Annotated in this window: 25 protein-coding genes; 7 read left to right on the top strand and 18 right to left on the bottom strand. The window is 45.8% G+C overall.

Annotated features, from left to right (window positions below):
* Positions 1 to 60 precede the first annotated feature (60 nt).
* The gene (locus tag AZI87_RS16005; RefSeq protein WP_063209109.1) at positions 61 to 1,629 is read left to right on the top strand and encodes a class I SAM-dependent methyltransferase; all 1,569 of its coding nucleotides are present in this window, start codon (positions 61 to 63) and stop codon (positions 1,627 to 1,629) included.
* Here AZI87_RS16005 and AZI87_RS16000 read toward each other — a convergent pair.
* Both AZI87_RS16000 and AZI87_RS15995 read right to left on the bottom strand, forming a co-directional pair.
* Positions 1,626 to 2,048 (bottom strand): hypothetical protein, encoded by a 423-nt coding sequence (locus tag AZI87_RS16000; protein WP_063209108.1) that lies wholly within the window; start codon positions 2,046 to 2,048, stop codon positions 1,626 to 1,628. The two genes, AZI87_RS16005 and AZI87_RS16000, sit on opposite strands and share 4 nt — an antisense overlap.
* Positions 2,048 to 2,932, bottom strand: a complete 885-nt coding sequence (locus AZI87_RS15995; RefSeq protein WP_063209106.1) for a phosphatase domain-containing putative toxin — start codon at positions 2,930 to 2,932, stop codon at positions 2,048 to 2,050. Before AZI87_RS15995 ends, AZI87_RS16000 begins: the two co-directional genes overlap by 1 nt.
* 103 nt (positions 2,933 to 3,035) lie before the next feature.
* Between AZI87_RS15995 and AZI87_RS15990 the strand changes: the two genes are divergently transcribed.
* Positions 3,036 to 3,656 carry a hypothetical protein gene (locus AZI87_RS15990; protein ID WP_063209104.1) on the top strand — a complete coding sequence of 207 codons (621 nt, stop codon included), beginning with the start codon at positions 3,036 to 3,038 and terminating at the stop codon, positions 3,654 to 3,656.
* A 128-nt stretch (positions 3,657 to 3,784) separates the two neighbouring features.
* Here AZI87_RS15990 and AZI87_RS15985 read toward each other — a convergent pair whose 3' ends face one another.
* Both AZI87_RS15985 and AZI87_RS15980 read right to left on the bottom strand, forming a co-directional pair.
* On the bottom strand, positions 3,785 to 4,501 hold the full coding sequence (locus AZI87_RS15985; RefSeq protein WP_063209102.1) for a TrmH family RNA methyltransferase: 717 nt from the start codon (positions 4,499 to 4,501) through the stop codon (positions 3,785 to 3,787).
* Between the two features lie 5 nt (positions 4,502 to 4,506).
* Positions 4,507 to 5,715: an acyl-CoA dehydrogenase family protein gene (locus tag AZI87_RS15980; protein ID WP_063209100.1), complete on the bottom strand. Its 1,209-nt coding sequence runs from the start codon at positions 5,713 to 5,715 to the stop codon at positions 4,507 to 4,509.
* Between the two features lie 166 nt (positions 5,716 to 5,881).
* On the opposite strand from AZI87_RS15980, the gene AZI87_RS15975 reads away from it, so the two are divergent.
* Entirely contained in the window at positions 5,882 to 6,994 is a 1,113-nt protein-coding gene (locus AZI87_RS15975; RefSeq protein ID WP_063209098.1) for a calcium:proton antiporter, read from the top strand.
* Between the two features lie 13 nt (positions 6,995 to 7,007).
* A complete protein-coding gene (locus AZI87_RS15970) occupies positions 7,008 to 8,111 on the top strand; it encodes a competence/damage-inducible protein A (protein WP_063209096.1) in 1,104 nt (367 codons plus the stop codon).
* On the opposite strand, the gene AZI87_RS15965 is transcribed toward AZI87_RS15970, so the two are convergent.
* The 3 genes from AZI87_RS15965 to AZI87_RS15955 all read right to left on the bottom strand — a co-directional run bounded on the left by AZI87_RS15965 (position 8,108) and on the right by AZI87_RS15955 (position 12,535).
* On the bottom strand, positions 8,108 to 8,722 hold the full coding sequence (locus tag AZI87_RS15965; RefSeq protein ID WP_253696926.1) for a DUF4337 domain-containing protein: 615 nt from the start codon (positions 8,720 to 8,722) through the stop codon (positions 8,108 to 8,110). The genes AZI87_RS15970 and AZI87_RS15965 overlap by 4 nt on opposite strands.
* A gap of 90 nt (positions 8,723 to 8,812) precedes the next feature.
* Positions 8,813 to 10,006 (bottom strand): S1 RNA-binding domain-containing protein, encoded by a 1,194-nt coding sequence (locus AZI87_RS15960; RefSeq protein ID WP_063209094.1) that lies wholly within the window; start codon positions 10,004 to 10,006, stop codon positions 8,813 to 8,815.
* A gap of 234 nt (positions 10,007 to 10,240) precedes the next feature.
* Positions 10,241 to 12,535, bottom strand: coding sequence for a vitamin B12-dependent ribonucleotide reductase (locus AZI87_RS15955; protein ID WP_063209613.1), 2,295 nt, complete (start codon positions 12,533 to 12,535; stop codon positions 10,241 to 10,243).
* A 171-nt stretch (positions 12,536 to 12,706) separates the two neighbouring features.
* On the opposite strand from AZI87_RS15955, the gene AZI87_RS15950 reads away from it, so the two are divergent.
* The 3 genes from AZI87_RS15950 to AZI87_RS15940 all read left to right on the top strand — a co-directional run bounded on the left by AZI87_RS15950 (position 12,707) and on the right by AZI87_RS15940 (position 15,803).
* Positions 12,707 to 14,137, top strand: coding sequence for a hypothetical protein (locus tag AZI87_RS15950; protein WP_063209092.1), 1,431 nt, complete (start codon positions 12,707 to 12,709; stop codon positions 14,135 to 14,137).
* A 31-nt stretch (positions 14,138 to 14,168) separates the two neighbouring features.
* Positions 14,169 to 15,359, top strand: a complete 1,191-nt coding sequence (locus AZI87_RS15945) for a cysteine desulfurase family protein (protein WP_063209090.1) — start codon at positions 14,169 to 14,171, stop codon at positions 15,357 to 15,359.
* Between the two features lie 117 nt (positions 15,360 to 15,476).
* A complete protein-coding gene (locus AZI87_RS15940) occupies positions 15,477 to 15,803 on the top strand; it encodes a HesB/IscA family protein (protein ID WP_063209088.1) in 327 nt (108 codons plus the stop codon).
* Between the two features lie 70 nt (positions 15,804 to 15,873).
* On the opposite strand, the gene AZI87_RS18175 is transcribed toward AZI87_RS15940, so the two are convergent.
* The 11 genes from AZI87_RS18175 to AZI87_RS15890 all read right to left on the bottom strand — a co-directional run bounded on the left by AZI87_RS18175 (position 15,874) and on the right by AZI87_RS15890 (position 26,320).
* Entirely contained in the window at positions 15,874 to 16,050 is a 177-nt protein-coding gene (locus tag AZI87_RS18175; protein ID WP_155722596.1) for a hypothetical protein, read from the bottom strand.
* A 131-nt stretch (positions 16,051 to 16,181) separates the two neighbouring features.
* A complete protein-coding gene (locus AZI87_RS15935; RefSeq protein ID WP_063209086.1) occupies positions 16,182 to 16,991 on the bottom strand; it encodes an alpha/beta fold hydrolase in 810 nt (269 codons plus the stop codon).
* Between the two features lie 51 nt (positions 16,992 to 17,042).
* Positions 17,043 to 17,450, bottom strand: coding sequence for a 2Fe-2S iron-sulfur cluster-binding protein (locus tag AZI87_RS15930; protein WP_253696924.1), 408 nt, complete (start codon positions 17,448 to 17,450; stop codon positions 17,043 to 17,045).
* An 11-nt stretch (positions 17,451 to 17,461) separates the two neighbouring features.
* Entirely contained in the window at positions 17,462 to 18,670 is a 1,209-nt protein-coding gene (gene tyrS, locus AZI87_RS15925) for a tyrosine--tRNA ligase (protein ID WP_063209084.1), read from the bottom strand.
* A gap of 18 nt (positions 18,671 to 18,688) precedes the next feature.
* A complete protein-coding gene (rny, locus tag AZI87_RS15920; RefSeq protein ID WP_063209082.1) occupies positions 18,689 to 20,254 on the bottom strand; it encodes a ribonuclease Y in 1,566 nt (521 codons plus the stop codon).
* A 6-nt stretch (positions 20,255 to 20,260) separates the two neighbouring features.
* A complete protein-coding gene (locus tag AZI87_RS15915; RefSeq protein WP_253696922.1) occupies positions 20,261 to 20,824 on the bottom strand; it encodes a 5-formyltetrahydrofolate cyclo-ligase in 564 nt (187 codons plus the stop codon).
* Positions 20,825 to 20,850: 26 nt separating this feature from the next.
* Complete coding sequence (locus tag AZI87_RS15910) at positions 20,851 to 21,159, bottom strand: cell division protein ZapA (RefSeq protein ID WP_063209078.1); 309 nt, start codon at positions 21,157 to 21,159, stop codon at positions 20,851 to 20,853.
* 120 nt (positions 21,160 to 21,279) lie between these two features.
* Positions 21,280 to 21,867, bottom strand: coding sequence for a hypothetical protein (locus AZI87_RS15905; protein WP_253696907.1), 588 nt, complete (start codon positions 21,865 to 21,867; stop codon positions 21,280 to 21,282).
* 15 nt (positions 21,868 to 21,882) lie between these two features.
* On the bottom strand, positions 21,883 to 22,854 hold the full coding sequence (locus tag AZI87_RS15900; protein ID WP_063209077.1) for a hypothetical protein: 972 nt from the start codon (positions 22,852 to 22,854) through the stop codon (positions 21,883 to 21,885).
* Between the two features lie 12 nt (positions 22,855 to 22,866).
* Positions 22,867 to 24,555 (bottom strand): L,D-transpeptidase family protein, encoded by a 1,689-nt coding sequence (locus AZI87_RS15895; protein WP_063209075.1) that lies wholly within the window; start codon positions 24,553 to 24,555, stop codon positions 22,867 to 22,869.
* Between the two features lie 136 nt (positions 24,556 to 24,691).
* Positions 24,692 to 26,320: a hypothetical protein gene (locus AZI87_RS15890; RefSeq protein WP_063209073.1), complete on the bottom strand. Its 1,629-nt coding sequence runs from the start codon at positions 26,318 to 26,320 to the stop codon at positions 24,692 to 24,694.
* Between the last annotated feature and the right edge of the window lie 7 nt (positions 26,321 to 26,327).

The following is a 26,327-nucleotide window of genomic DNA, read 5'->3' as shown; positions in this document are numbered from 1 at the left end:
GCTATACTTTCTAGCGAATATACCGATGACCCTCAATGAAAACCGAACTATAGTAGACTGATGACACGAGTTATTAAGCTCAAATACACCGAATTTGCCGGCTGCATCTTTGTTGACAAGATCGCAGGGCTTAACACGCATACGCCAGAGTATGGCCAGCGCGGTTGCGTCGAAATCTATGAAGAAGAGCTTGATAGAAAACTCTATCCCGTGCACCGCCTGGATAAGGCGACTTCGGGCGCCTTGGTGTTTCCAACCTCTTCGGAAGTAGCGGCCGAACTGACTCAACTTTTTGAGCAGCACAAGGTCGCTAAACGCTATCTTTTCCTGACAGATAAAAAGATCGAGCAAAAGGAATTCACGTACGAGTCTTTGATTACAAAAGAGAAAAACTCTTTCGTAAGCTCCCCTAGCAAAGAGCCGAATTCTAAAACAACATTCAAGTGGCTTGAGTCCGTAGGACCTTACGAACTTTGGGAAGCGATTCCTCACACTGGAAAGCCCCATCAAATTCGTCTGCACGCCGAGGCCAATGGCGTTGCTATTCTAGGTGACGAAGAACATGGCGGTACTCACTTCAATCGCTTGTGCCTGCATTCCCACTCTTTGAGTTTTGAATTGCGCGGGCAAAAGGTTCACTACGAAACGGCGTTGCCTGTGTGGGCAACGGCGGGTGATTTGCTTACTGACATCGAAGCCCTGACTCTTGCCGAAGCTTTCGAGCGCCGCGAGCGCATGTATAAATTTTCTGAACTTCCGGAAGAGTGTTTACGTCTAAGTCATCGTGAAATTGACTCTTACCGTGTGGATCAGTACGGCGATCATCTTTGGGTCTATTGGTACAAAGAGTCTGATCCTACGGTTCAAGATCTCTTGCGCTTTGAAAAGTTGGCGAAGAAACATCACAAGAAAATCTTTATTCGTAAGATGCTGAATCGCGGTGAAGACCCTAACGCCGAGATTCTTTGGAATATTGGTAATACCTCCCCGGTATGGATAGCCAAAGAAAATGGTGTGAAGTACGAACTTCGCAACAATACGGGATTGTCGCCAGGTCTTTTCTTAGATCAGCGTGAAAATCGTCTGTGGGTGCAAGAGCACGCACAAGACCGCCGTGTTCTGAACCTTTTTTCTTATACAAGCGGTTTTAGCTTGGTTTCGGCACTTGCGGGAGCCCAAGAAGTCTGCACCGTCGATGTTTCACAAAACTTCATCGACTGGAGCAAAAAGAATTTCGAGATCAACGGGTTAAATCCAGAAGACGATAAATACGAATTCTGGGTTCAAGATTGCATCTTGTTCTTAAAAGGAACGATCCGTCGTAAAAGAAAATTCAATCTGATCATCTGTGATCCCCCGTCTTTTGGCCGCTCGAAAAACGGCGTATTTTCAATCAGCAAAAACTTTGATGAGCTTCTTATCAATGCGATGTATTGCTTAGAAAAAAACGGTCTTCTGCTTTTCTGTACGAACTACGAAAAGTGGACCCCCGGTGATCTGCATCTGAAACTGAACAAGTTGAAAAAGGATTTTTCTTTCAAGATTTTACCAGCACCCTCCCAAGGTGTGGACTTTGAGCTCCCCGATCAGGAGCCCCTGATGAAATCCATCATCTTAAGAAAGAACTAAGGATAAAAGTCGTACTTCACCTGCACGCGTGTTTCACCTTGCAGGCCCATCTTCGAACCGCTCGCATAAGGTGGCACTGTGCGCTTCACAGTTTTCTTTCCTTTGGGAAAGGCTTTGCTATCGACAAAACAATCAAAGCGCTTGTCTTTGCAAAGCTTTGTGAAATCATCTTTTTGATTTTTCAGAACGTAAGCTTCAACGGCCTTTGTCATTTTCTCAAGGGTTTGAACATCGCTGCCATCAACTACGATGGCGCTGGGCTTTGACGAAGTTTCTGGCGCAGGCTTCTCGGACTTCTTGGACTTTTCTGTCGAGGACGATTTTAAATCATTAAACTCGTCCCAGTTCGCAGTTTCCTTTTTTTGAGTGGCACAACCACAGACGAAGATCAAAGCTGTTAAAACTAAAAACTTTTTCATTACTTCACCCATTCCGACCAAAGCTGCTTTTCACCGCGAGGATTTTCTTTTGCATACTGATAAAACTGGCGAACAAAATCCGCGCGCTCTTTCTGATAAGGATACTTCCAATCTTTGGGATCGCCAACGGTTAAGACATCGTAGTCATTGCTCAGTTTCGTATTCCTATCGATGATTTCATCGAAAGAAACATACTTGGCATTAATAAGCATGTCATAAAGAACCATGAACGTGGTGGTGCGGCCCTTACCTGCGCGGCAATGAAAATGCACCCACGAATTTTCTGGCAAAGCTCTGAATGCTTCAATAAAACGATCGACTTCAGAATCCACCGGGCGCACATGATCTGTCACCGTTAAGCGCACGTACTGATGACCGGCACTTCGAACCATGCTCTCTTCAGTTTCGATGCTTTTGATTTCAGTTCCGGCGATTTTCTCACCTACACGAAGATCACCCAAAAGACGGCGCTCACGGCGAACGGCTTCGTCATGATTTAAATCAGCGTTAGCCCAATCGCGATCCGCTTGCCAGGTCACGGGGACATCGTTGATCAAACCATGAGACTCCTGCCTTAGATCAAAAACATATAAGGCCGCCTTATCTTTTTTGACGACCTTAGAGACTTGCTTAAGGGCTTTCGGGCCTAAAGTCGCGCTTCCTGAAATTCTTAAGTTATCATTCTTGCGATAGTTCACGGCTTGTTGGCCTGCGTATTTCTTATCGAAGACCAATTCAACGGGTTCTGTGGGTTGGGGCTTCGTCATAAAGAACGACGACTTCGGAGATTCTTTTATCACGCTCTCTGAGCCATCGCTTTGCACGCCTTTTTCTGCACACGAAGCCAATAAAAACAATGCCAGCATCAAGGATGTAAGTTTCATAGCTACCCTACCTGTTAATGTTTAGCCTAAAGGCATTTACTTTCTGAAACAACCGTCAAACTGGACTCGCGTCCACATCAAAGCTTCTTTAATCTGAAAACATATGAAACAGCTTTCTGTTAACTTGTTAGTCTTCAGTTTTTTAATCTCTACTTCTGCCCTGGCCTCTCAGGAATTAAAGAACGTCGTTCGTTGCCATGAAGCTTTGAACGATAAATCAGAAGGCCGCAGCCATAAGCTGGGGCTTGAAACCGCAACGCCCATAGTTCTTCCCTGGGGAAAGCATCTTTACTTCATTACCGACTCATCTTCTTATGTGATCGATAATAAATACTCGGGTAAAGAAGCTGTCTTTCGTCTTGAAGATAGCAAAATGCCTTACGTAAAAATAAGCTTTCAAGCCAATGGTGAAATCGGTGGCATGTCCTATGCGGAGTTAAGCAAGGAAGAAAAGCAAAAGGCGGAAGCCCCCAAAGCAAAACTCGACGGCGCGACTTTAGCTATTTTCAAAAAAGATCTGGTGCGCCGAATGAACAGCGTCACAGGCGAATATCAAAACAAATACGACCCGCAGGGCACCATTGATGCGCTTTTGGAGTGTCGCAACGTCAATTATCCGGAATTACAGAAAAGCCTGGATAAGCAGCTCCCCTTCTATGAGAAGCTTTTAAAAAAATCCGGCACCAAAAAATACCAACAAAAAGAATCCTCAGGCCAAAAATAAATATTAATTAAGGCTGATCAAAAAGGTTCAGCCGCAAGGCGGAGGATTTCAGCTGCCACGTAAGCGTACTTTCAGTACGCTGGAGAGCAAGTTGAAGTCCGACAACGCAGTCGGATGGACCTTTTTCATCAGCCTTGCAGAGTGCCGCGGTCATAGAGTTCTTGTAAGTATTGTACGGCCGAGTCTTGAGTGCGCATGTAGTAGTGCGCACGAAGAATGGCTTGCTCTTCTTCAGTCAAAGAAGCATTCGTTCCCCGTTTTTTCAAACGGTCTTGGCCGATGTGATAAAGGCTTAAGGCACCCGCCACAGAAATATTAAAGCTCTGCACAAATCCCGTCATCGGGATGATGATTGTTTCATCCGCGGCAGCGATCATCTCTGGCGATACACCGTCTTTTTCATTTCCTAATACAAGAGCGACCTTTCCCGAAAAATCAATTTCATGAAGAGGTTTGGATTTTGCATCCAAGTGTGTGACACAGATTTTATAGCCTTGTTCTTTCAAAGTTTTCACGCAGTCCGAAGTTTTCTTCCACTTCTGAACTTCGACCCACTTATCCGCACCTTGCGTGACACGATTGGCTTCTTTGAATTTTTCCTGGGTTTCAATGACGTGGAAATTGCCGAAACCTAAGCCTTCGGCACTTCTCATAACGGCAGAAATATTACCGCGATCATAGATGCCTTCAAGCACCACCGCCGTGTCGAAATTTCTTAAAGAGACCACGCGCTCAATTTTTTGGCGGCGGTCGTCGGTCAACAAAGGCCCGATTTTCTCAAGTACTAATTGATAATGAACTTTCAAATGAGCATTGATTTCAAGCTCGGGCCCGTAAGGAAACATTTGACCTACTTGTACAAGAACTCAGGATTTTTAGCCAAATCGCGAGTGATATTTTTTTGGTGAGCTTCGATAGTACCGCCGCCAATTTCAAGAAGCTTTGCATCTCTCCAAAGTCTTTCAACCACGTACTCACCCACGTAACCGTAACCACCCAAAACTTGGATCGCGCGGTCGGCCACGTTTTTACCCATTGTTGTCGCAACAAGTTTTACGCCGTCTGAATCCAAACGGTTGCCTTCTTTATTCAAATCCATGCGACGAGCTGTTTCGTAAACATAAGCACGCGCCGATTTGTATTCTGCATAGCTGTCCGCCACGTAACGCTGAACTTGACCAAAGAAATTCAAAGATTTACCGAAAGCTTCACGCTCTGTCGCGTAACGGTTCATAATTTCAATCGAACGACGAGCGATACCTAAGCTCATCGCCGCGAGTGTTAAGCGCTCAAGCTCAAGATTTCTCATCATGTGCAACATCGAATCACCTTCGTGACCCACAAGCGCCGACGCAGGAACTTGGCAGTCTTGGAAAACAAGTTCTGCGGTATTAGAACCACGCATACCCAATTTGTCTTTGATCTTTTGACCAACTTGGAATCCAGGATGATCTTTTTCAACCAAGAATGTGGAAACTTGCGCACGGCCATTTTTTTCGCCCGTTTTCGCATAGACCAGAGTCAGATCACAAGGCGTGTTGTTTTCATCAATCGTGCCATTGGTGATCCACATTTTGCGACCGTTCAAAACATAACCATTCGCTGTTTTTTCAGCGCGCGTTTGCATGCCTAAAACATCCGTACCGACAGCAGGTTCTGACATCGACATAGAGCCCACCCACTCGCCAGAGCAAAGTTTTGGCAAAACGCGGTGACGTTGCTCATCACTGCCGTTCACGGCAATGTTGTTCACACAAAGCATCGAGTGCGCAAGATAAGCCAAACAGAAACCTGGATCGGAAGCTGAAAGTTCTTCGTGCACGATCACGGCCGCCGTTGCATCCATGCCTGCTCCACCAAACTCTTCTGGAACTGTGATACCCAAAAGTCCCAACTCGCCGATTTTTTTGAAAAGAGGAAGATTGAATTTTTCACTGCGATCGTACTCATGAGCTTGAGGTTCAACTTCGGCTTCCGTGAAAGCCTTCACAGTTTCGCGCAACATCGCGTGTTCTGGTGTCGGATTATAAAGATCAAACTCTTTCCAATTGAAAGACATGAGTAAACTCCTTGAGCTCAGTAGAATGATTATTCAACGCAGGAATCTATTGAGAGACGCCCAGATGAGCAAGGTTTTGGCCCTCTTAATGCATTGTGTCTGGACCGATGAACGCATAGAAGTCATAAGTAAATAACTTTAATCCGCTTCAGCCTAGGAGGTCGCCATGCAGAAAGTCAGTTTAACCCGCCTTATCGTCGCCTGGGTGACCGTTCTTTGCTTCTTAGTTTTCGGTTCTTCCTGGTTGAGCGATTTGGGATCTCCGGTGATCTTAACGGGTTTATTTCTGTGGCTCTTTGCCGTGATTCTTTGGTCAGCCTTTGGCGTCGTGCATGAAGCCGAAGAACTGGCGGCACTTCTGGGCGAGCCCCACGGCACTTTGATTCTGACTCTTTCCATCGTCATCATTGAAGTGGCCTTGGTTGCGGCAGTTATGTTGGGAGCTAAGGAAGCTCCGACACTAGGTCGTGACACCATGTTTGCGGTCTTAATGATTATATTAAATGGCGTTGTTGGTTTAGGGCTTCTGATTGGCGGCTATAAATTCAGAGAACAATCCTATAACCTTCAGGGTTCCGCCTCTTATCTTTCAGTTCTTATTCCCCTGACGACTGTACCTTTGATTCTGCCGAACTTTACAACTTCCACAGAAGGCGGAACTTTGACGACCTTCCAGTCGGTGGCCGTCGCCGGTTTTACGATAGCGCTATACGGAATTTTTCTGATCACGCAAACGGGTCGTCACCGCGCTTTTTACGTTCACCCCGATGCTCTTGAAGCTACCAAAGCAGATCACAGCGGTGAAGATGCGGTGGAGATTGCCAAACACACCGTTTTTAAACACACGATTCTTTTGATACTTAATATTCTTCCTATCGTTCTTCTTTCAAAAAGCCTTGCGAAAATCCTGGATCATGGGATCAATTATTTACAGCTTCCTGCGGCACTGGGTGGTGTGGTTGTTGCCGCTATCGTGTTCACGTCAGAAGCCATCAGTTCATTAAAAGCTGTCGCGCGCAATGATTTGCAAAGAGCCATCAATCTTTGCTTAGGCTCCGCAGCTTCCACAGTAGGCTTAACTGTCCCTGCTGTCCTGATTATCGGACTCATCACGGGGCAGCCCGTGGTTTTAGGCCTTAAGCCCACCGAGATGACTTTGCTTGCGATCACATTGCTGCTAAGCACACTCACATTTTCTAATAAAAGAACGACGTTGCTTGAGGGTGCTGTGCATCTCACGGTATTCTTCGTTTACATCACTTTGGTATTCAGCCCTTAGGGAGTTTTAGAAAATGAAAGCAGCCATCTTCGGCATCGGCACAGAACTTACTGATGGACAGATCGTTAACAAAAACGCTTCGTGGATTTCTAAGAAACTTAAAGCACGCGGCCTAACGACAAATGCTCACTTGGTAGTCCCTGACGAACGCAAACTGATGCGCGAAGGTTTGGAGTTCTGCGCTAGCAAAGCCGACCTGATTTTCATCACCGGAGGTTTGGGCCCGACATCCGACGACTTCACTCGCGATATCGTGACCGAGTGGGCCGGGGTTCCTTTGAAATTTGACGAAGCTTCTTGGCAACACGTCAACGACCGCCTGACATCGCGTGGCTACACCGTTAAAGAAATTCAAAGACAGCAGTGCTACTTTCCTGAGGGAAGTAAAGTTCTAAAAAACATGCAAGGCACGGCCAATGCCTTTTACTTAGAGGCTCACGGCAAAAAAGTTTTCGTACTTCCGGGACCTCCTCGTGAAATCGAATCGGTGTGGGATGATTACATTACGGGCTGGCTGAGCGAGAATACGAAACATTTAGATCCTTTTGTCACTCGCATGTGGGACACGATCGGCGTTGGTGAATCCGACGTCGCCGTGATCGTTGAAGATGTTTTAAAGAATGTGACTGTCGAAAAGGGTTATCGAGTTCATCTTCCTTATGTCGAGGTGAAGCTTTCTTATTTCAAATCGCAAGAAAAGGAAATGGAAAGGGCTGTTAGCAATCTGACAGAGGCCCTTCACTTTTGCACCATCACTCGCGACGCCGAGGATGTAGCTGAGGTCTTTGCGCAAAAACTAAAAGAGATTAGTTCAATTTGCCTTATCGACGAAGTGACCGGGCAATTCTTAATGAATCGTTTGATGCCCGTCCTCCGTGAGTATATGACAGATAAATCGTGGAGCTTTTCAAAATCTCGTACGGTGAAAAGCCCCGCTGACCTGCATTTGCATGTCTTACCTAAAGACGAGCACACCTGTGAAGTGAGCCTTGAGTTCCGCGGCAAGAAGTTAAAAGACGTGATCAGCAGTCCATATAAGACTGCGAACATGCGTGAAAGACGCCATCAGTATTTTGCAGAGATGGCGTTGATCTTCTGGATGAAAAATTTAAATTAAGATAACGACAAAAAAGCCCAGAGCGAAATGCTGGTGCCAAGAAGCCCCAAGCTGCACATGCCGGTGAAGAAGAGCATTTGCAGCTTTTCTTTTTTTAGAACCAAGCTCAACGCTCCTAAGACTAGACAAATCTGAAAGAAGAGACTGGCCATATCAAAGCGGTCCCCGGCTTTTCCCAATGCCGCCAGATGAACTTCCATCTCTTGGGCACCGATGATTTTACCTAGTTCACCGTTCACGTCCTGAACCCAGTTTTCTTTTCCAACGGATTCTGAACCTTTCAGGATTTCATTTTTTTCTTTTTTATAGCGCAGGATTTTCTTGTTCAGATTGGCAATATGGTTGTCGATCCCCTCACTGGCGCGTGCCTGGATAGCGCCGGCCTCTTTCAAACTCATCAATAAGGATTTTTCGCCTTCAACCAGAGTTTCTTTGATACTTTTAGATTGGTACCACATATAAGCGGCGGCTTTTTCATTGGTCCCGATGATTTCATCGTCACCGTACTTGCCTGCTATAAGGTCACTCACCGCCATGACCGCCGCAAAAACCGCGATCACAACCCCACAACGCATTTCAAAATTTGAATTCTTTACTTCTGTCATAACCATGATGCAAATAAAATAAGGGACCTTGCGGTCCCCTATTTGTTAAGTGCATTAGTTATAATGACTTTGATTTTTTTCGTCAATGCCGTCTGATTATTTTGGCTTGATGTTCAAATTCTTAAACGCATCACCCAAAGAACCAAAACCAGAATTAGCGGCCGTGTGTTGTTTCCAACTTGTGTCTTCCACCTCGCCTGGCAAACCTAGAGAGATCTTCTTTTCTTCAAAAAGAATTTGATCTACTTGAACAGTCACCTCATCGCCACGTTTTTTATTCTCAAACTGGCTGGCGTCCACAGAGTCACGCCATTTTGATTTTGGCAAAAGGCCCGTGACACCCGGGGCGATATTCACAAAAAGACCGTACACTTCTTTCTTTTCGACTTTGCCTTTGACCACAGTTCCCACCGGGAATTTCTGAGGCACTTGCAACCAAGGATTGCCTTCGCCGTCAGCTTGCTTCAAAGACAAAGAAATCTTCAACTTACCATCAAGCTCTTCAGTCTTCAAAAGTTTCACCGTCACTGATTGACCGATAGAAACCACTTCATGCGGATCATGAATACGAGACCAGCCCAATTCAGAAACGTGGATCAAACCTTCAATACCCGCTTCAAGCTCAACAAAAGCACCAAAGCGTTCGATACGAACAATCTTACCGTCAAGAAGAGCACCGGGTTGGTGCTTTAACATGAAAGTCCCTTCGTTTTCTGCACGTTGAAGCTCTAACAAACGACGACGAGACACAACCATGTTGCGCTTATCCATTTGCGTGATCAAAAACTCAAACTTCTTACCTACGTATTCGTTAGCATCGGTAGCAAACTTCAAATCAATCTGACTGATCGGACAGAAAGCTGTTTTACCTTGAACACTGACACGGAATCCACCGTTGCAAGTCTCAGTCACACGCCCTTCAACCGGAAGCTCCATATCAAAAGCATCTTCCAAAGAATCCGTCGTCGCATTCTTGGAACCACGCTTAGAAAGACGAATCTCGCCATTTTTAAAAGCCGTCACCACACAGTCGATCACATCACCGACTTTGTATTTAACTTCCTTATTTTCGTCCAAAAGATCCTTTGTTAAAATCAATCCATCCACCGGAGTCCCTGTAGAAACAAAGGCCTCTTCTTTACCAATAGAAAGAATTTCTCCACGAACCTCATCACCTACACGAAGTTTGCGATCCAAACCTTTTTCAGATTGTGCAAACAACTCTTCAAAACTCGCAAAGTCCTTCGACTCTTCAATATCATCACCAAAAATATCTTTTTTCTTAGACATAAAATCGTCCTTTTTAACTCATAACCGAGAGTCCGAAAGCTTACCCTTGAACCCACAAAAAACCAACGGCCAAATACAACTCAAATCCCAATACACATAAAACGCACCACGACTTTAACAGACCGAATAAAAACCTGAAGCGAAGCCCCAAAATGCTTATACCAAGGGTCGCAGCCAGCAGGATTTGGTATTATTGACCCCTTCGAAGACGTAATTTGGAATTTGGAGAAGGCTTTACGAGCAGCCGACAGTCGTGCCACAGTTGGGGCATCGATAGCAGCCACTTGTGAGGACGGTGTCGCTTCCGCATTCGGGGCATTTCATGGTGAAATCGGGTTGAACTTCCTCCGCTTCCTCTTTCTTAACCTTATGAACATTCAGGGGTTGGCTTTGTTTACTGCCGTCACGATAGATCGCTACCGCTTTCACTCCCAGTTTCCAAGCTAAGAAATAAATGCGACTGATATCGCCTTCCGTCGCCGTGTTAGGAAGATTCACCGTTTTGGAAATGGCGCCACTGATAAACGGCTGCACAGCCGCCATCATCTGCACATGGCTTTCCGGTGAAAGAACGCGTTGACCGACGACTCCCGTCGCGCAATCAAAAACCGCGATGTCTTCACTGCGAATTTCAGGACAACCGACGACGGTGTTGTGATCTTGCACGTACTGCAAAATCTTTGCGATCGCTTCCGCTGGATACTGAAGAACCTGCAAAGCCTGTTCAACAGATTGATTCACGATTTGCACTTCTCCGCCGCCAGAAAGTTTTTTAAATTTGATCAAGGAAAAGTCGGGTTCAATCCCCGTGGTATCACAGTCCATCAAAAGACCGATGGTTCCAGTTGGCGCGATGACGGTTGCTTGCGCATTTCTGAAGCCATGCTTTGTGCCGTTATAGATAACGCTCTTCCATAGATTTTTAACGGCTTTATCAAGGCCCTCAGGTAAGTAGGACCAGTTAACACCCTTCAATGAAGATTCGTGCATCTTCATCACCTTCAGCATTGAAATGCGATTCTTTTTAAAACCCGCAAATGGCCCCTTCGCGCGTGCCATTTCTGCACTCGTCAAATAAGCGACCCCACTCATCAAAGCCGTGATTGCCCCAGCCCATGCACGCCCTTCATCGCTATCGTACGGAATGCCCTTTCTCATCAAAAGACTTCCCAGGTTTGCAAACCCCAATCCTAACGGGCGGTAGTCATGAGAATTTTGCGCAATTCTTTCTGTGGGATAGCTAGAGTAATCCACTAAAACTTCTTGAGCCACGAACAAGGTGCGAGCCGTGTGAATGAAAGACTCAAAATCGAAGTGTCCTTCGTTATCTAAAAAGTTCACCAAATTGATAGAAGCCAAGTTGCAAGCGGAGTCATCCAGGAACATGTATTCCGAACAAGGGTTGCTCGAATGAATATCATCCGTGTTCGGGCACGTGTGCCACTTGTTAATAGTATCATGAAATTGAATACCCGGATCCGCGCACACCCATGTCGCATGCGTGATCTTATTCCACACTTCCGGAGCCGGCATTTCGCGCAAAGCTTTCCCCGTGACACGGGCTTTAAGCTTCCAAGGCTTTACCTGTTCAACAGCTTTCATAAAAACATCGGTCACACGCACCGAGTTATTCGCATTTTGACCTGAAACCGTGCGATACGCTTCCCCTTCAAACTCCGCACTTAAACCTGCGGCAATCAGCATGTGAGCTTTTCGCTCTTCACGCATTTTCCATTCGATAAAATCCAACACCTCAGGATGATCGATATCAACCACGACCATCTTTGCCGCACGTCTTGTCGTACCGCCGGACTTAATTGCGCCCGCGCCTTTATCTAAGACATCCAGAAATGACAGAAGACCGGAGCTCATGCCTCCGGCACTCGTCAATTCATAACGACTGCGAATTTTTGAGAAGTTACTGCCTGTACCGGAACCGTACTTAAAAAGTTTGGCTTCGGTTTTTGCCAACTCAAAAATTCCTTCGATGGAATCATCCACACTTTGAATAAAGCACGCCGAACACTGAGGTCGCTCATACGCGTTGTGCGTCGATTGAATCTTCTTTTTCTTTTCATCCCAGGCGAAATGTTCACTGGGTGAATTGATTTTGTACGACTCCCACAAACCAGCATTAAACCATACGGGGCTATTGAAAGCTCCTCGCTGTGATAACAAAATGTATTTCAATTCATTGGCAAAAATATCCGCGTCTTTTTTGCTTTTGAAATATCCGCCTTGTTTCAACGCCGAAGCCGCGATGGCCTTTACAACCCGATTCACAAGTTGGCGAACAGAGTTTTCATGCTTCGTCTTAGGCACGCCCATTTTGCGGAAGTATTTGCTAGCACCAATGTCGATCGCAAGCTGTGACCAAGCCTCGGGAGCTTCCACATTTTTCATTTCGAAAAACACTTCTCCCTGACGATTGCGAATTTGTGAGTCGACCTTCTTCCAAGCGAACATGGATTCAGGATTTTTTCCGGGTGCTACAAAATAAGAGGCACTGTGCAGTGGGGCTTTTTTCATTCCATTATCGTAACGCTTCTTCGTGAACACGCCAAGTTGAGGACTTAGCACGGGTGTTCTAAGACATTCGGCCAGTCGGGGTTAAGCTTCGGCAATGTAGGTTAAGAATATGAGTAAACCATACTTTTTTACTTTAAAGCTCCGTTAAGAAATAAAACCTAGGAGCACGTTTTGGTTAAAAAATCCTTGTTGATTATAAAGTCGTCGCCAGGTGGTCTAGGAAATGTTGAAGGTTTTCTGCGCAATCGCGACTGGGTGATCAAGTCGACGACAAATCTTAAAGAAGCATTGATATTTTTAGTTCAACAACAGCCGGCCTTCGTTATGATCAGCATTGATCATCCCAATAAAAAAGTGCGCAATCTTCCGAAGATTCTTGCACAAGCTTTCCCCGTCTGTGTGATCGCTTTTTCTGAAGACACTTCGGCGGCAACCTACGAACTTTTAAATGCCTGTCCGACAGAATACATTTTATATCCTCCTGTCACCGGCCCGGCTGTAGAAAGAACGGTGAATAAATACTATAAAGACATGCAGACGCGCGGACTGACACCTCACCAGGTAAGATCTGCGGATGATGGCACTCAAGACGGCGTTATCGCTATTAAAGGAGATGGTTCTTTTAATCCAGCTAACGCACAAAATATTCTTGCGCAAATGCTGGCCGGAGATGAATCCTCGGCGATGATGAGCGGCCCAGGCTCCCAAAAGTCAGGCTTTGCGACGCAAGGTATGGGACAAACTCCATTGCATGGAAGCATGTTCACACCTCACCCAAAATCTGCTCATGGCGGTCTGTATGCTCCTTTGGCAAAAAACCCGTATGGCACTTGGGTTCCAACAGGGGGTTCTCTTCCACAACATTCTCGTCGAACTCCAGAAGAAATTGAAGCTGATCCCCGCGCGACGAAAAATGATTCGGTCATTCTGCGCGGTACAAAGCAGGCTTTAGAAAGCGCGTGCAATATCACTTCTTTTCAAGACTCCGCGTCGCTTCAACAAACCACCAACGTGGCTTGCATTGTCATAGAGTCTTCACGCTTTTCAGGTTACCTCATCACGGCGATGGCCAAAAATAAAAACATCGACAGCGCATTTATGGAGAAAGTGCAAACCCGTCTTTTTCGTTTCTTAAAAGAAAATGGCGAAGACATCAAAGAGAGCGAACGCATGGATTTGCAAATCAAACAAGTTCCCTTTGAAGACTGGGCCTTGGATTGCGCAGAATTTCTGCGAAAGTCTTTGCATGAAGGCAATGAAGTCGCCATGGCCTTCTTTCCTTGCAACAACGTACAAACACGTTACGGCGATTCTCCGGCCGAAGAAATGGCCTCAATCAAACTGGAAGAAATGGCTGGCAACGTCGCCGTGGAATTCAATGTTTATATCTATCTGCCCAGAAACAATAAATACGTCCTCTACACTCCCCGCGGTGGAGTGTTTTACAATGTGCAAAAAGAGCGCTTAAAAAACCAGGGAATCTCGCAACTGCACATTCTTAAAGGCGATTTGCAAGATCTGGATAGATACAAAGCACAGAATTTCCTGAATGAAAAAATCCAGGAATTTGAGGAAAAAGTAAGCGCCAAAGAAACGGCTTGACGCGCCCCTTCGAGCAGGATTAGCTCTTCTCATGGAATTAAGCTCTGAACGTCCGATGGGAACTAGTTTGCAACACGACAAACCGATCTATCTTGATTACAATGCAACCACTCCGGTGGATCCTCAAGTCTATCACGCGATGGAACCTTACTTTAAAGAGTACTTTGGAAACCCCGCAAGTGCGGCTCACCAATGGGGTTGGATCGCTGAAAATGCGGTGACGAAAGCGCGTGGCCAAGTGGCTTCGTTGATCGGCGCAAAATCCATGGAAGTTTTCTTTACTAGTGGCGCTACCGAAGCGAACAACTGGGCGATCTTTGGTCTTTTGACGAAAATTCGCGAAGAAAATCCGTCGGAACCTATTCACTTTATCACCAGCACTATTGAACATAGCTCCATCATGAAGGCGATGGCGGCCGCAGAAAAAATGGGAGTTGAAGTCGACTTCCTTCCTGTGAATTCTTACGGACAAGTAGAATTAGAAACAATTCGCAGAGCCATCAAGCCACATACAAAATTGATGAGCTTTATCTGGGTGAATAACGAAATCGGCACGATCAATCCGATTCCAGAAATCGCAAAAATCGCGAAAGAGAATAAAATTTATCTGCACACCGATGCCACTCAAGCGGCGGGTAAAATTCCGATGAATGTGACCGAAATGGGCGTGGATTTGATGTCATTTTCGGGACACAAAATCTATGGCCCCAAAGGTGTCGGCGCTCTTTACATTCGTGGCAAAGATCCTAAAGTACAATTAAATCCACTTCTTCATGGTGGCGGCCAAGAGCGTGGACTTCGCTCGGGCTCACTGAATGTTCCAGGCATTGTCGGCATGGGTGTGGCGGCTGAAATCTGCCAAGCGACGATGGCCGAGGAATGCAAACGTTTGCGCCAACTTCGCGATCTTTTCTGGCAAACATTGCAAGAAAAAATCCCGGGCATCCGCATGAATGGACATCCTACAGAGCGCGCTTCGAACGTATTAAATATCACTTTGCCGGGATACAAAACTGAAGGTCTTTTACCTCGTTTGCAGAAGCTGGGTGTTAGCACCGGTTCTGCCTGTGGCACGGGTGCGATGGTTGTCAGCCACGTCCTTCGCGGCATCGGTCTTTCGGTGGACGAAGTTCAGTGCTCGATTCGCTTGAGCCTGGGCAGGTGGAGTAACGAAGAAGAAGTTCTTCGCGCAGCAGAGATCCTAAAAAACGCTCTTCATTAAAAAATCCCAGAAAAAACATACACTTAAAGGCTCGCCCCGCGGGCCTTTTTCTATTCTCCTCAACTCTTGACAGCTGTGGTATACTTCCAAGGTAGTATTTAGTTATAAGGAGTTTCCATGATCCAAATTTCACCAGAGGCCGCTACAAAACTGGCTTCCCTAAAAAAAGAAGAAGGAAAAGACGACTCTGCTTTTCTACGCGTTGAGGTGAAAAAAGGTGGGTGCTCAGGTTTGTCTTACAAGATGCACTTTGAATCTGACCCTCGTGAAGGTGATAAAGTTTTTGAATCTCACGGCCAAAAAGTCGCCGTAGATCCTCAAAGCATGTTGTACATTTTGGGTATGACTTTAGAGTATTCCGGTGGTTTGAATGGCAAAGGTTTTGTCTTCAACAATCCCAATGCGTCGAAGCACTGCGGTTGCGGTTCTAGCTTCAACGTTTAATTTTTTTCTTCAATAAAGATAAATAAAAAGGCGCAAGAATTCTTGCGCCTTTTTATTTTCACCCCTCAAGTTATTTCCGCGAAGCGGCTCCTCCAGGGACTCTCTCGTGCTGAGGTTCAGTTTCCTCTTCGTGGCGAGAGTGACTCATTTGTGTGTTTCGACTGGCCTGCTTTTGAGCTTTAATTTCTCCATCATACTTCTTCGTGGTTTGACTAAAACCTTTTCCTTTAAGATGACGATGAGACATCGCGGACCTCCTGTGTTGATAACAGAATATCAGAAATGGACTCATCTCCCCACCGAGCGAAAGTAAGGATCTGCAGACAAAATGTGTAAGAAATAGGAGCAAGGTAGAGGCATCGGCCTAACAAATAACAGTTAAGCCGCGACCTTGTTTTCTAAAAATTCTAAGATGAGTTGAGCGACAGTTTCTGGACGTGTCTTAATGGCCAGGTGTCCCGCCCCCGTCAAAGCGATGACATCTTCACAACCGATGTGATGAGCAAACTTGCGATACGCCGCCTGATCAAATAAGAGATCTTCCGTATCAAAAATCAAACGGCAGTCACCGCGATACGTGTAAAGACGCTGATGCCAGAAATTCCAATCTTCAGAGCGAAGAATCCAGGAAAAGTGGTGGATCATATGCGCTACAAATTGCAGCTTCCGGCCTTTCAGGTTCTCAATCGCCGTCACACCTTCAGAGCGCTCGTCACGGAAGATTTGCGCGGCTCTTTTTAAAAACAACCGTCCCATCGGCGTTGAAAGCATCACATAAATGCTTTTTAAATTTAATGGCACAGAGAAAAAGAAACGCAGCTCTTTCGGCAAAAAGTGTTTTACCGGATCCGTCACCATCGGATTGATCAGCACCGTTTTCTGTACAAGATGCGGATGTTGAGTTGCCAAACCCCAAGCCAAAGCACCGCCATAGCTTAATCCTGCGACAGACACTTTTTCTTCTGGAAAATGTTCTTTGATAAATTTCGCCAACACTTCCACCTGCACAGTAAAGAATAATTTATCTGAGCTGAGGTAGACATGGGTGAGATTGGGAACTACAACACGATATTGTGACGAAAGATTTTCGGCAACGGCTTCCCAATGATGAACGCTTCCTCCATAACCATGAAGAAGAATTAAAATGGGCCCTTGCCCGCGTTCTCGGAAAGTAATTTTATGAGACATCCCAGATTACTTATCGGTTAAAAAACCGATAAGACTCACTGGACTAAAGACTTACTTCTTCTCTTTTTCTTCAGGCTTATCACTTAAAAGCATCGTGTCGTTTACGGCTTTAGATTCGATCTGCTTATTAGTTCGGAAACCACGAATTTTCTTCGTTTGATTTTCAGTCTTTTCAACTTGTTCCGTCATATCCACAGTCACGTCACCAAAACAGCGCACTTGGCAGCTCAAACGGCGGCCATCAATAAAGTGGCTTGTTCCGATCAGACTGAGTTCTGCTTTATTCGGAGGCAAAATATTGGCCTCCCCTTCCTGGATACGGATACGGCATTCTGCACATGACGGAACGCCTTTACAGATAGAGCGGATCTCGAGGTGATTTTCCGTCGCAATTTGCAAGAGACTCTTATCCGGAGTGCCCTCGACTTCAATATTTTGCGGTAGAAACTTAATCTTCATAATAAACCTGCTTAGCGAACAATGATCTTCGCGAACTTCTTCTTACCTGCTTTGATCACGAAGCTTTCGCCCGATTTCAAATTCATTTTAAGCTTAGGATCGGAAATCTTCTCGCTGTCAATTTGCACACCGCCCCCTTGGATCAGGCGCGAGCCTTCACCGTTAGAGGCCACAAGACCTGCTTTCACCATCAACGCTGGAAGACCAATTTCTTCCGCATCTGTAGTAAACTCAGGAACATCATCTGGAAGCCCTTTATCGACAAAGATACGGTTGAATTCATCTTCCGCCGCCTGTGCCGCTGCTTCCGAGTGGAAACGTTTAATTAGGAACTTCGCCAGATTCACTTTCACTTCTCTTGGATGTTTGCGTTTTTCCGCCACATCGGTTTTCAGCTGTGAAAGCTGATGGGCCGTGATGTCTGTCAAAAGTTCGTACCAACGATACATCAAATCGTCAGAAATTCTCATCGTCTTACCGAACATGTCCTTCGGCGTATCGATTACAGAGATGTAGTTATCTAAAGACTTCGACATCTTGTTCACACCATCGATACCCTCAAGGATCGGCATCGTCAGAATACACTGAGCTTCCTGGCCGTAAGAGCCTTGCATGTCACGACCTACCAAAAGATTGAACTTCTGATCCGTACCACCCAGCTCGACATCGGCTTTTAAAGCCACGGAGTCATAGCCTTGAGTCAAGGGATACAAGAACTCGTGAATACCGATCGGCGTTCCAGAACGGTAACGCTTCGTAAAGTCCTCACGCTCAAGCATGCGCGCCACTGTGTATTGCGCGGACATCTTGATGAATTCTTGCGGAGTCATTTTGCCAATCCAAGACGAGTTGTAAACAATCTCGGTCTTTTCTGGATCTAAGATTTTAAAAATCTGTTTTGCGTAAGTGCGACCGTTTTCTTCGATCTCTTCACGAGTCAACATCGGACGAGTTGTATTTTTTCCCGAAGGGTCCCCGATCATTGCGGTGAAATCCCCAATCAAGAAATAAACTTTGTGACCCAGTTCCTGAAACGTACGAAGTTTATTGATAACAACGGTGTGCCCGATATGAATGTCAGGACGAGTGGGATCGGCTCCTAATTTGATATTAAGAGGCTTTCCTTTTTTAAGTTTTTTGAGCATGTCTTCGTCGTTGATGAACTCAGCGACGCCGAATTTGATTCTTTCAAGCTGCTCACGAGGATCTAAAAAACTCATATACCTAAAATCCTTTTCCTAGCGAGCGTGTTCAACGCTTCTAGTTTCACGAACCACTGTCACCTTCACTGCACCCGCCTGTGGCATCTCGCGCTCAATCTTACGAGCGATATCACGAGACAACATCACAGCTTGGTCATCAGTCACTTTGCTGCTTTCTACAAGCACGCGAACGTCTTTACCGGCTTGCAAAGCCAAAGTTTTAAGAACGCCATCGAAGCTGTTACCGATGCTTTCAAGATCTTCCAAACGGTGGATGAAAGAATCCATTTGTGGACGACGTGCTCCTGGACGAGAGCTCGAAAGGATGAATGCCGCGTGCACAATCCAAGCAAGGATCGAGTGCGGCTTTTCTTCTTCATCATGCGCACGGATCGCGTGGCAGACGTCTTCAGATTCATTGTATTTTTTCGCGAAATCAGCACCGACGAATGCGTAACTGCCTTCCGCCGTATGATCGATGGCTTTACCGATGTTATGCAGAAGACCCGCACGACGTGCGATCTTCACGTTCACACCCATTTCACCTGCCAGAAGACCGGCGATGTTCGCCACTTCCAATGCTTGGTTCAAAGCGTTTTGACCTTGATAAGAACGATATTTCAAACCACCGATGATCTTAATAAGTTCTGGGTGCATGTTTGGAATACCCAATTCCATCACGTGGCGCTCGCCCTCTTCTTTGATGGACTTCATAAGTTCAGAACGTTGTTTTTCAACGACCTCTTCAATACGTGCTGGATGCACACGACCGTCTTCCATCAACTTTTCAATCGTACGGCGAGCGAGCTCACGGCGAACCGGATCGAAACCAGAAATAACTACGGCCTCTGGAGTGTCATCCACGATCAAGTCGACACCGCAAAGAGCTTCTAGAGTACGAATGTTACGACCTTCACGGCCGATAATCTTACCCTTCATTTCGTCATTCGGAAGAGCCAACACACTCACCGTGCGCTCAGATGTGTACTCAGAAGCGAAACGAGAAAGCGCTGTTGCCAAAATGCGTTTGGCTTTTTTGTCGGCTTCTTTGTTAGCTTCTTCCTCGATCTGCGCGATCTTTTTAGAAGCTTCTTGTTTTGCTTCGTCTTCAAGAGCGTTCAAAAGTTGACGACGAGCTTCGTCTTGGCTCATTGCTGCCACAGACTCTAGCTTCTGTTTCAATTCGCCAATGTGTGTTTCGCCTTTTTTCTCTAAATCCTTGATACGATTTTCAGAGATCGCGATTTTTTCTTCGCGGTCCTTCAGCGTGTTCAGATAACGCTCGTTTTCTTCCATTTTGCTTTTGAACTGATCTTCGATCTCTTTCAAACGACGGTCCAACTGAGATTCTTTGTTTTTCAAAGTGGATTTTTGTTTGTGGATGTCGGCTTCGACATTTTTGCGGGCACGTGACTCAAAGTCTTTGGCTTTGGTTTCAGAGTCCTTTTTGATTTTTGCAGCTTCGGACTTCGCTTTATTAACGATACGATCTGCTTCTACTCGTGCTGACTTCTTTTTATTTTCGTCTTGAACACGTTTGATGATGAAAACAATGGCTCCACCCAACAACAACGCCACGATAGCGGTGATTACTAACTCCATGATTCTTTACTCCTGATACTTCCTGCAATCGACCACACCAGTCTCTGTGATCAAATAATCCATGATCACATCGTGGGCTTCGGTCGGGATCGGGTCTACTGTCACTTGAAAGTTAAAACAGACGCCCACTTTGATCCCCTGGTAAGCAGAAAGTGTTTTGTCATAAAAACCCTTTCCCTTTCCCAGACGATTGCCATTCTTATTAAAAACTAAACCGGGAATCAGCAGGCCTTGAATGTCTTTGAGATCTTGCGCGGGCGAATCTGGAGCAGGCTCCAGGACTCCGTAAGGTCCCAGCACAAACTTGTGTGCATCAAAGAATTCCAGATGGCCCTCCCGCATCCGCGGAAAAGCCCACTTCAGGTGAGAGATACGAAAGACCTCTTCCACCTGGGCTTCTTCTGGCAGAGCTCTATAAGCTCCCCACACTCCACTTTGCGATTTTAAAAAATCCTGCAAAACGGAATTAAGCTGCTGTTGATTTTGAACAAGACCTTGCGCGAACTCTCGAGCGCAAAGAGATTTAAAGAAGGAACGACATTCCTTTTTAGAGCTCCAAGGAAACGACATGGACACTCCAAGAGATCAAAACAAAGTTAGTTGTTCAAAACCTTGTTGTTCTTGGAATTTTCTAGTTCAACGGAAAGTTGCATCGCTTTTTCTTCCAACTTTTCAAGTTCACGATGCGCTTTTCTTTTCAAAAGGATCAGTTCTTCTGCCAAGTTCATCGCTGTCAAAACAGCGGCGTTTTGGTAAGAACCGTTTTTAGTAACTGACATGGCCTGATTCATTTTAGTGTTTACAAATGTGACGAGCTCTTCGACTGTGGCGTCGTCATGAGAGGTTTTTAATTTGTAAGGGACACCCGCAATTAGAAAATTGTAGGTTTTTTTATCAGATGTCACTAGCACCTCAATAGCTGCAGAATCTTGTTAGTACCGATGTTCTAAACCTTTTAAATTTCTAGAAAAATCCTAGATCAACACAAGAAAAAGTATATCTCTATCGGTCCGATATTCAACAGATTATTTTTTGGAACAAGTGCAAATAATGCCTAAGTCTTTTTGCTTCTCGCAGCTCACAGAGCGCTTGTTGGGTTTGTCGTGGAGTTCATACTCCTCAACTTCTTTGAAGTTGCGCTTATAAGTGGCAATAACTCCATTAAGCTTTGTGTCATTGTACGAATACTCATCAGATTTGATCGTCGCATTGAGCAAAAAGTTGTTGATGATGTCCTGCTTGGGGTTGATGCGCTGATTCGCCGTCAAACCTACATTGGTCACCACGCCTTTTTCATCGACTTGCTGCAAAGTGAGCTCGGTATCCATTTTCTTCGCGCCAGAGAACTTGGTGCGCAAGATCAAGTTCATGGCCTGCTTCTCGGCATCCAAGTAATGAATCTTTCTTTGACGCAGTTGCGATTGTGAGGTCACGAATTTTTCGTCAGAGATGTCTTTCAGGCGATTGAGATCGACTTTAAAGGAAAGTTGTTCATCCTGAAGCTCAGGAAAACAACGCATCAGATTTTCATAGGAAACAGAAACGGGCTTAATACCTTGGGCCCACAAAACCTGAGGCCCAAGAGCAATAATAAAACTTACTACAAATCGCATTGAAACCTTTTTCCATTACATGGGTTCGCAGCTCTCCGCAGAAGAACGATCACAACCCTCAGCCGAATCGCTGGTGCAATAAGAGCGAGAATCTGTCTTCCAAGTACGCGCCGTTGAACAGTCTTCACCGTCTAGGCTAATGAAAGAACGAACCGCGTTCAATGAAAATCCAAAGTTTGAGGCATTCTGGGACAGTTGACCAGTTTTCACCGTCACCGCCGTCTGATTTTTTCCTTCTGCCTGGACCTTGTAAACACCCGGAAAAACAGCAACAAAATCACCTGCCGTGATCGGCGCAGAAACCAGATAACGAGGGTGTTTCGAAGCGATCACGTCGCCCGGAAATGTGACCCACATTTCTTGAAATGTACCATCGTTTGCAAAGTTATAGAGGTCTCGTAAATCATTCGAAGTTTTTGCTGAATTCCAAGCTTTACAGATCGTGCGAGCGCTGCTCGCCACTTCACCATAGGCATCTATTTTCGGACATACTTCGTAAGTAAAACGTTGAACGAAGTCACGTTCCCACAGACCCGCTAAATAAAGATCACCGAAGTTATCTTTATCCAAACGGAAAAAGTGACGGTTCATCATAAACATTGTGAGATAAATCTTTTTTTGTTCTACCAATGACGTAAAATCTCGGTAGACGCGGATTTTTGCACCCTTCACTTGCGATGGTACATTCACGCGTTCTAAATAGAGATTCGTCACCTGTCCTGCATTCACAGTAACAAGCTCCGGATAAATGGAGTTCTCAAAGCCCACGACATAAGTTCCGGGATTCAAAGCCTGCTGCTTATTCAAATCAAAAAACACCGCCGCATCACAAGCGCCTCTTTGCCCAACTTGGCAACGCACGGCTTTTACTTTTTGAAAGAGCTGCTGACTGCCCGCTTGGCCGTTCACCTGCATCGCACCCATAGATTGAGCTTGAGCCAGTCCTGCGAATAACAATGTCGAAATCGCGATCCACCACTTTTTCATAACTCTCTCCTCTTAGAACAGCTCATCGCCAGAACGTTTATTGGAAATGGCTTTACTCACGCGAGTGTCCTGTCCGTAGACATCGTCGATAAAGCGCATCGAACCGTCTTCACCTTTTTCAACCGTCAGGTACATGAAGTAAACGGGCATCGGCTTTTTCAAAGTCACTTTCTTGTCGATCTCACCGGGGATGTAATTGTCGTTCAACGGTACATAGTTTTGGATGTCATAAAGACTCCAGCCCGGTTGATCTTGCAGAAGGTACGCCGCCAGCTCTAACGGTTGCTCTAAACGCACACAACCCGAGCTGCGATGACGTTTGCTTTCTGCGAAAAGATTTTTTTCGTTCGTATCATGCATGTAAATAGCCCAAGGATTTTGCAATGGGAATTTCACAACACCCAACGCATTCTCCGGTCCTGGTAATTGACGGATGTAATAGACGAAGTTACGAGCCGTCATGTTTTTCCAGTCGATCGTTGAAGGATCCACTTCTTCGTCGGTCGCTTCTTCGATCAGAATCATATTGTGCTTTTGCAAATAATTGCGATCTTGCTTCAGCAATGGCAGCTTGTCGCGAATCGCGATACTGCGGGGAACCGTCCAATAAGGATTTAAGTTCACGAAAGTGATTTGGTCCCGCATCGAAGGCGTGCGACGGAAGGCTTGGCCATTCACGGTGTTAAAATAAAAGACTCTTCCGGTCTCATCAAAAAGACGGAACTCTGCTGTCGCCAAGTTGACAAAGATATGGCGCGTTTCCAAGTTTTTAGGCAGCCAACGAAGCTTTTCCATATTCGCTTCCACTTGCGCTATTCTTTGCGATGGCGTGAAGTTCAACGCTCTTAATACTTCCGAGCGCGTCCCGATAATCCCATCCGAAGTTAAACCGTTCGCCGCTTGAAACTTTCTAAGAACTGTATCAAATTCGCTATCGAATGTATTGCCACCATTATTGGAGATGGAATACCCCAATTGATTCAAACGCGCGCGCAACTGGCTGATCACTGGATCAGTGACCCCCAGCTTTAAGGCAAAGCCCGGTGAATTGATCGTCGCCCACCCGCCACTGTTTTTCTGCGTTTTCAAAGTCGATAAAATCGAAAGCAAATCTTTATAACGAGGATGTGTGGGCGCGAAGTTTTCTAAGTTCGCCGCCAAAGAAGCCGGTCCATAAGAGATCGCCGCATTCAATTCTTGAAACTCTGTGAACTCTTTTTTCTTAAATTTAATGTCTGTATCAATAAGTTCAGGATCAAAACGACCTGTTGAAAGATGAGTCACGTAACGAACCAAAGCCTCGGAGGCCAAAAGCTCAAACGTAATCCACTGCACGCCAGGATTTTTCATCGTCGCTTGATAACCTTTTTCGATTTGCGCATCCCAATAGTCAGCGGGATTCAAACCGTGTCGGTCGGCGCTCAAAAGAATATTTTTTAAAGTGTTTACCATCGCATTAGGCGTTCCCGTAGAGTCGACCCAAATAGATTGATAACCACGTAAAGAATAAAGTTTATCTAAACGATCTGTGCGAAGAAGAAAGCTTCCCCATTTAGGATTGATAATTGGATTTGTACGAGCGCGGGTCACTTGATCTTGAATATAAGCCGTCTGGCTTTGCGCCCACGTCAATTGCGGTGCAATGGCGATTAGACTCATGCCCAAAACAAAAGACTTCGGAAGTATTCTCATCATCTTCATATAAACCCTCTTCGATAAAGCCTTACTTACAAGTAAGATGCCAGATCGAAGAAGGTTCTGGGGACGTGTGGAACGCACAAAGTTTTGACAGCATCCCTAAAGCGTCACCGGTGTTTCAATATGAGACGAAGGATATTTAGCGGCCATAAGTTAAAAACCGGACCACATCCACGTCAGGCGGAGCCGCGATTCCAGCACCGGGTTTAGGGCCGTCCAATTCTTCCAATGAATAATCCATGCGTGCATCATAGCGGCGTTCCCACTGATAGCGAAGCCATCTTTCACGGCTGTACCACTCTCTTTTCACGGGTGTATCTAGGCAACTGGCGAGTTCTTGGGGGCTGGCAGCGCCCCAGCGAAGCTCGACACAGTGATATGGGTCAAAACTTAAATCAAAAAGACGATGTCGTGCGACTTCTAAATTCAGAGGAATCTGTGTTCCAGATGAGTTTGCATAAGAGAACTGACAAGCTCCCGCCTCTCGATAATAAACTTGAAGCATATCTGCGGGAAGATTTGTTCCCGAATAAACTATCATCGGGTCGCCACTTCTTTGCCTTGCAATCAGCTGCTTTGTTTGCAGAAGTAAATCCATAAACGCCACCTTTAAGCGTGCATCACGTGCGGGCGTTGCATAAGTTTCCCATTCTCCATCTGTGCCGTAGATATTCTGAGGAAGACGTTCCGGGTGCTCCTTCATATCAATGCCCGCTTTGATCGCGGTGGCCACCGCGGTCACTCGATCCTTCAGTGTTGTGCAGATATCGACAAGGTTCTGTTGCATGTCGACCAGAGGATCAATTTTTAGATCACCGCGCGCCATCACTAACCGGAGATAGTCGTAATAAGGAAAGGCCATTCCGTGAAATAAAAACTGCCCTTTCTGCCAATCACCCGCGGGATCCGGCTGATTTCCATAAAACTGCTCAACACTAAAAAGAGGCAAGGAGCTATTCGGTGCGCCGACGATTCTGCCACCAATATATTCACCACTTGAATTTAACTTAGCATTAACAAGCGCGAGGGGCCTGAAATTTTTAAACCCTGCCCCCTGAAACGGAGTGCTTCGTACAAACTTGGGCGTGTACATGCCTGAAGTCAAAGTGTTGTCCGGATGCGAATCGATATAATAAATACGGCCATCATCACTGACACGATAAATGATGGCGACATGTCCGTTGGGATCGTAGATCACCGTCCCGGGACGAATGCTATCCCGGCCTAATTTGACGGGATAAAAATCTGTGAAGAGACCGCGGTCCTCCGTACCCATGACTCGAAAAGAGGCTGTGTAGGTTTTATCGATGATCGCCTCATTTAATACATCCACCGCATTAATACCGCGCCATCTTCCAGCGACAATGTCATAACGTGACTTTACGTAGTTGCCAAATTTGGTGTAGCGAACATCTTTTTTATCATTTGGTTCCCGCGGAGCCATGTCATCCTGAACGGACATCGGTAAACCGTTTTTCCAAGCGAAATAAGCGCGCAAATAGTAAGGCAGATCGGCACAATCTGCGAAGAGTTTCAACTCTTCAGGGTCGGTGCCGGCATAGGGATTTGCTAGCGGATTTTTTAAGCAGGAATCGACGGTTCCACACTCACGTCGATTCACAGCAGCCCCTATATAGGAAATGAATTCTCCGAATCTTTCTTCATCTTGCGTCGTCCAGTATGGTTTGGTGATCCTCCACTTTGTATCGTATTGGGCATAAGCAGTGCCTGAACATATTAATAGAAGAAGTAAGAATATCTTGGTCATGAAGCCT

The organism is Bdellovibrio bacteriovorus (assembly GCF_001592745.1).
Taxonomy (GTDB): Bacteria; Bdellovibrionota; Bdellovibrionia; order Bdellovibrionales; family Bdellovibrionaceae; genus Bdellovibrio; species Bdellovibrio bacteriovorus_B.
This window is presented reverse-complemented; position numbering and strand designations above follow the sequence as displayed.

Coding starts and splice junctions, on each gene's coding strand:
- AZI87_RS15935 (WP_063209086.1), bottom strand. CDS start 16,991: ATGTCTCATAAAATTACTTTCCGAGAACGCGGGCAAGGGCCCATTTTA.
- AZI87_RS15940 (WP_063209088.1), top strand. CDS start 15,477: ATGATCCAAATTTCACCAGAGGCCGCTACAAAACTGGCTTCCCTAAAA.
- AZI87_RS15890 (WP_063209073.1), bottom strand. CDS start 26,320: ATGACCAAGATATTCTTACTTCTTCTATTAATATGTTCAGGCACTGCT.
- AZI87_RS18175 (WP_155722596.1), bottom strand. CDS start 16,050: ATGTCTCATCGTCATCTTAAAGGAAAAGGTTTTAGTCAAACCACGAAG.
- AZI87_RS15955 (WP_063209613.1), bottom strand. CDS start 12,535: ATGAAAAAAGCCCCACTGCACAGTGCCTCTTATTTTGTAGCACCCGGA.
- AZI87_RS15975 (WP_063209098.1), top strand. CDS start 5,882: ATGCAGAAAGTCAGTTTAACCCGCCTTATCGTCGCCTGGGTGACCGTT.
- AZI87_RS15945 (WP_063209090.1), top strand. CDS start 14,169: ATGGAATTAAGCTCTGAACGTCCGATGGGAACTAGTTTGCAACACGAC.
- AZI87_RS15905 (WP_253696907.1), bottom strand. CDS start 21,867: ATGCGATTTGTAGTAAGTTTTATTATTGCTCTTGGGCCTCAGGTTTTG.
- AZI87_RS16000 (WP_063209108.1), bottom strand. CDS start 2,048: ATGAAAAAGTTTTTAGTTTTAACAGCTTTGATCTTCGTCTGTGGTTGT.
- AZI87_RS15960 (WP_063209094.1), bottom strand. CDS start 10,006: ATGTCTAAGAAAAAAGATATTTTTGGTGATGATATTGAAGAGTCGAAG.
- AZI87_RS15915 (WP_253696922.1), bottom strand. CDS start 20,824: ATGTCGTTTCCTTGGAGCTCTAAAAAGGAATGTCGTTCCTTCTTTAAA.
- AZI87_RS15980 (WP_063209100.1), bottom strand. CDS start 5,715: ATGTCTTTCAATTGGAAAGAGTTTGATCTTTATAATCCGACACCAGAA.
- AZI87_RS15970 (WP_063209096.1), top strand. CDS start 7,008: ATGAAAGCAGCCATCTTCGGCATCGGCACAGAACTTACTGATGGACAG.
- rny (WP_063209082.1), bottom strand. CDS start 20,254: ATGGAGTTAGTAATCACCGCTATCGTGGCGTTGTTGTTGGGTGGAGCC.
- AZI87_RS15990 (WP_063209104.1), top strand. CDS start 3,036: ATGAAACAGCTTTCTGTTAACTTGTTAGTCTTCAGTTTTTTAATCTCT.
- AZI87_RS15895 (WP_063209075.1), bottom strand. CDS start 24,555: ATGAAGATGATGAGAATACTTCCGAAGTCTTTTGTTTTGGGCATGAGT.
- AZI87_RS15900 (WP_063209077.1), bottom strand. CDS start 22,854: ATGAAAAAGTGGTGGATCGCGATTTCGACATTGTTATTCGCAGGACTG.
- AZI87_RS15985 (WP_063209102.1), bottom strand. CDS start 4,501: ATGTTTCCTTACGGGCCCGAGCTTGAAATCAATGCTCATTTGAAAGTT.
- tyrS (WP_063209084.1), bottom strand. CDS start 18,670: ATGAGTTTTTTAGATCCTCGTGAGCAGCTTGAAAGAATCAAATTCGGC.
- AZI87_RS15930 (WP_253696924.1), bottom strand. CDS start 17,450: ATGAAGATTAAGTTTCTACCGCAAAATATTGAAGTCGAGGGCACTCCG.
- AZI87_RS16005 (WP_063209109.1), top strand. CDS start 61: ATGACACGAGTTATTAAGCTCAAATACACCGAATTTGCCGGCTGCATC.
- AZI87_RS15965 (WP_253696926.1), bottom strand. CDS start 8,722: ATGGTTATGACAGAAGTAAAGAATTCAAATTTTGAAATGCGTTGTGGG.
- AZI87_RS15995 (WP_063209106.1), bottom strand. CDS start 2,932: ATGAAACTTACATCCTTGATGCTGGCATTGTTTTTATTGGCTTCGTGT.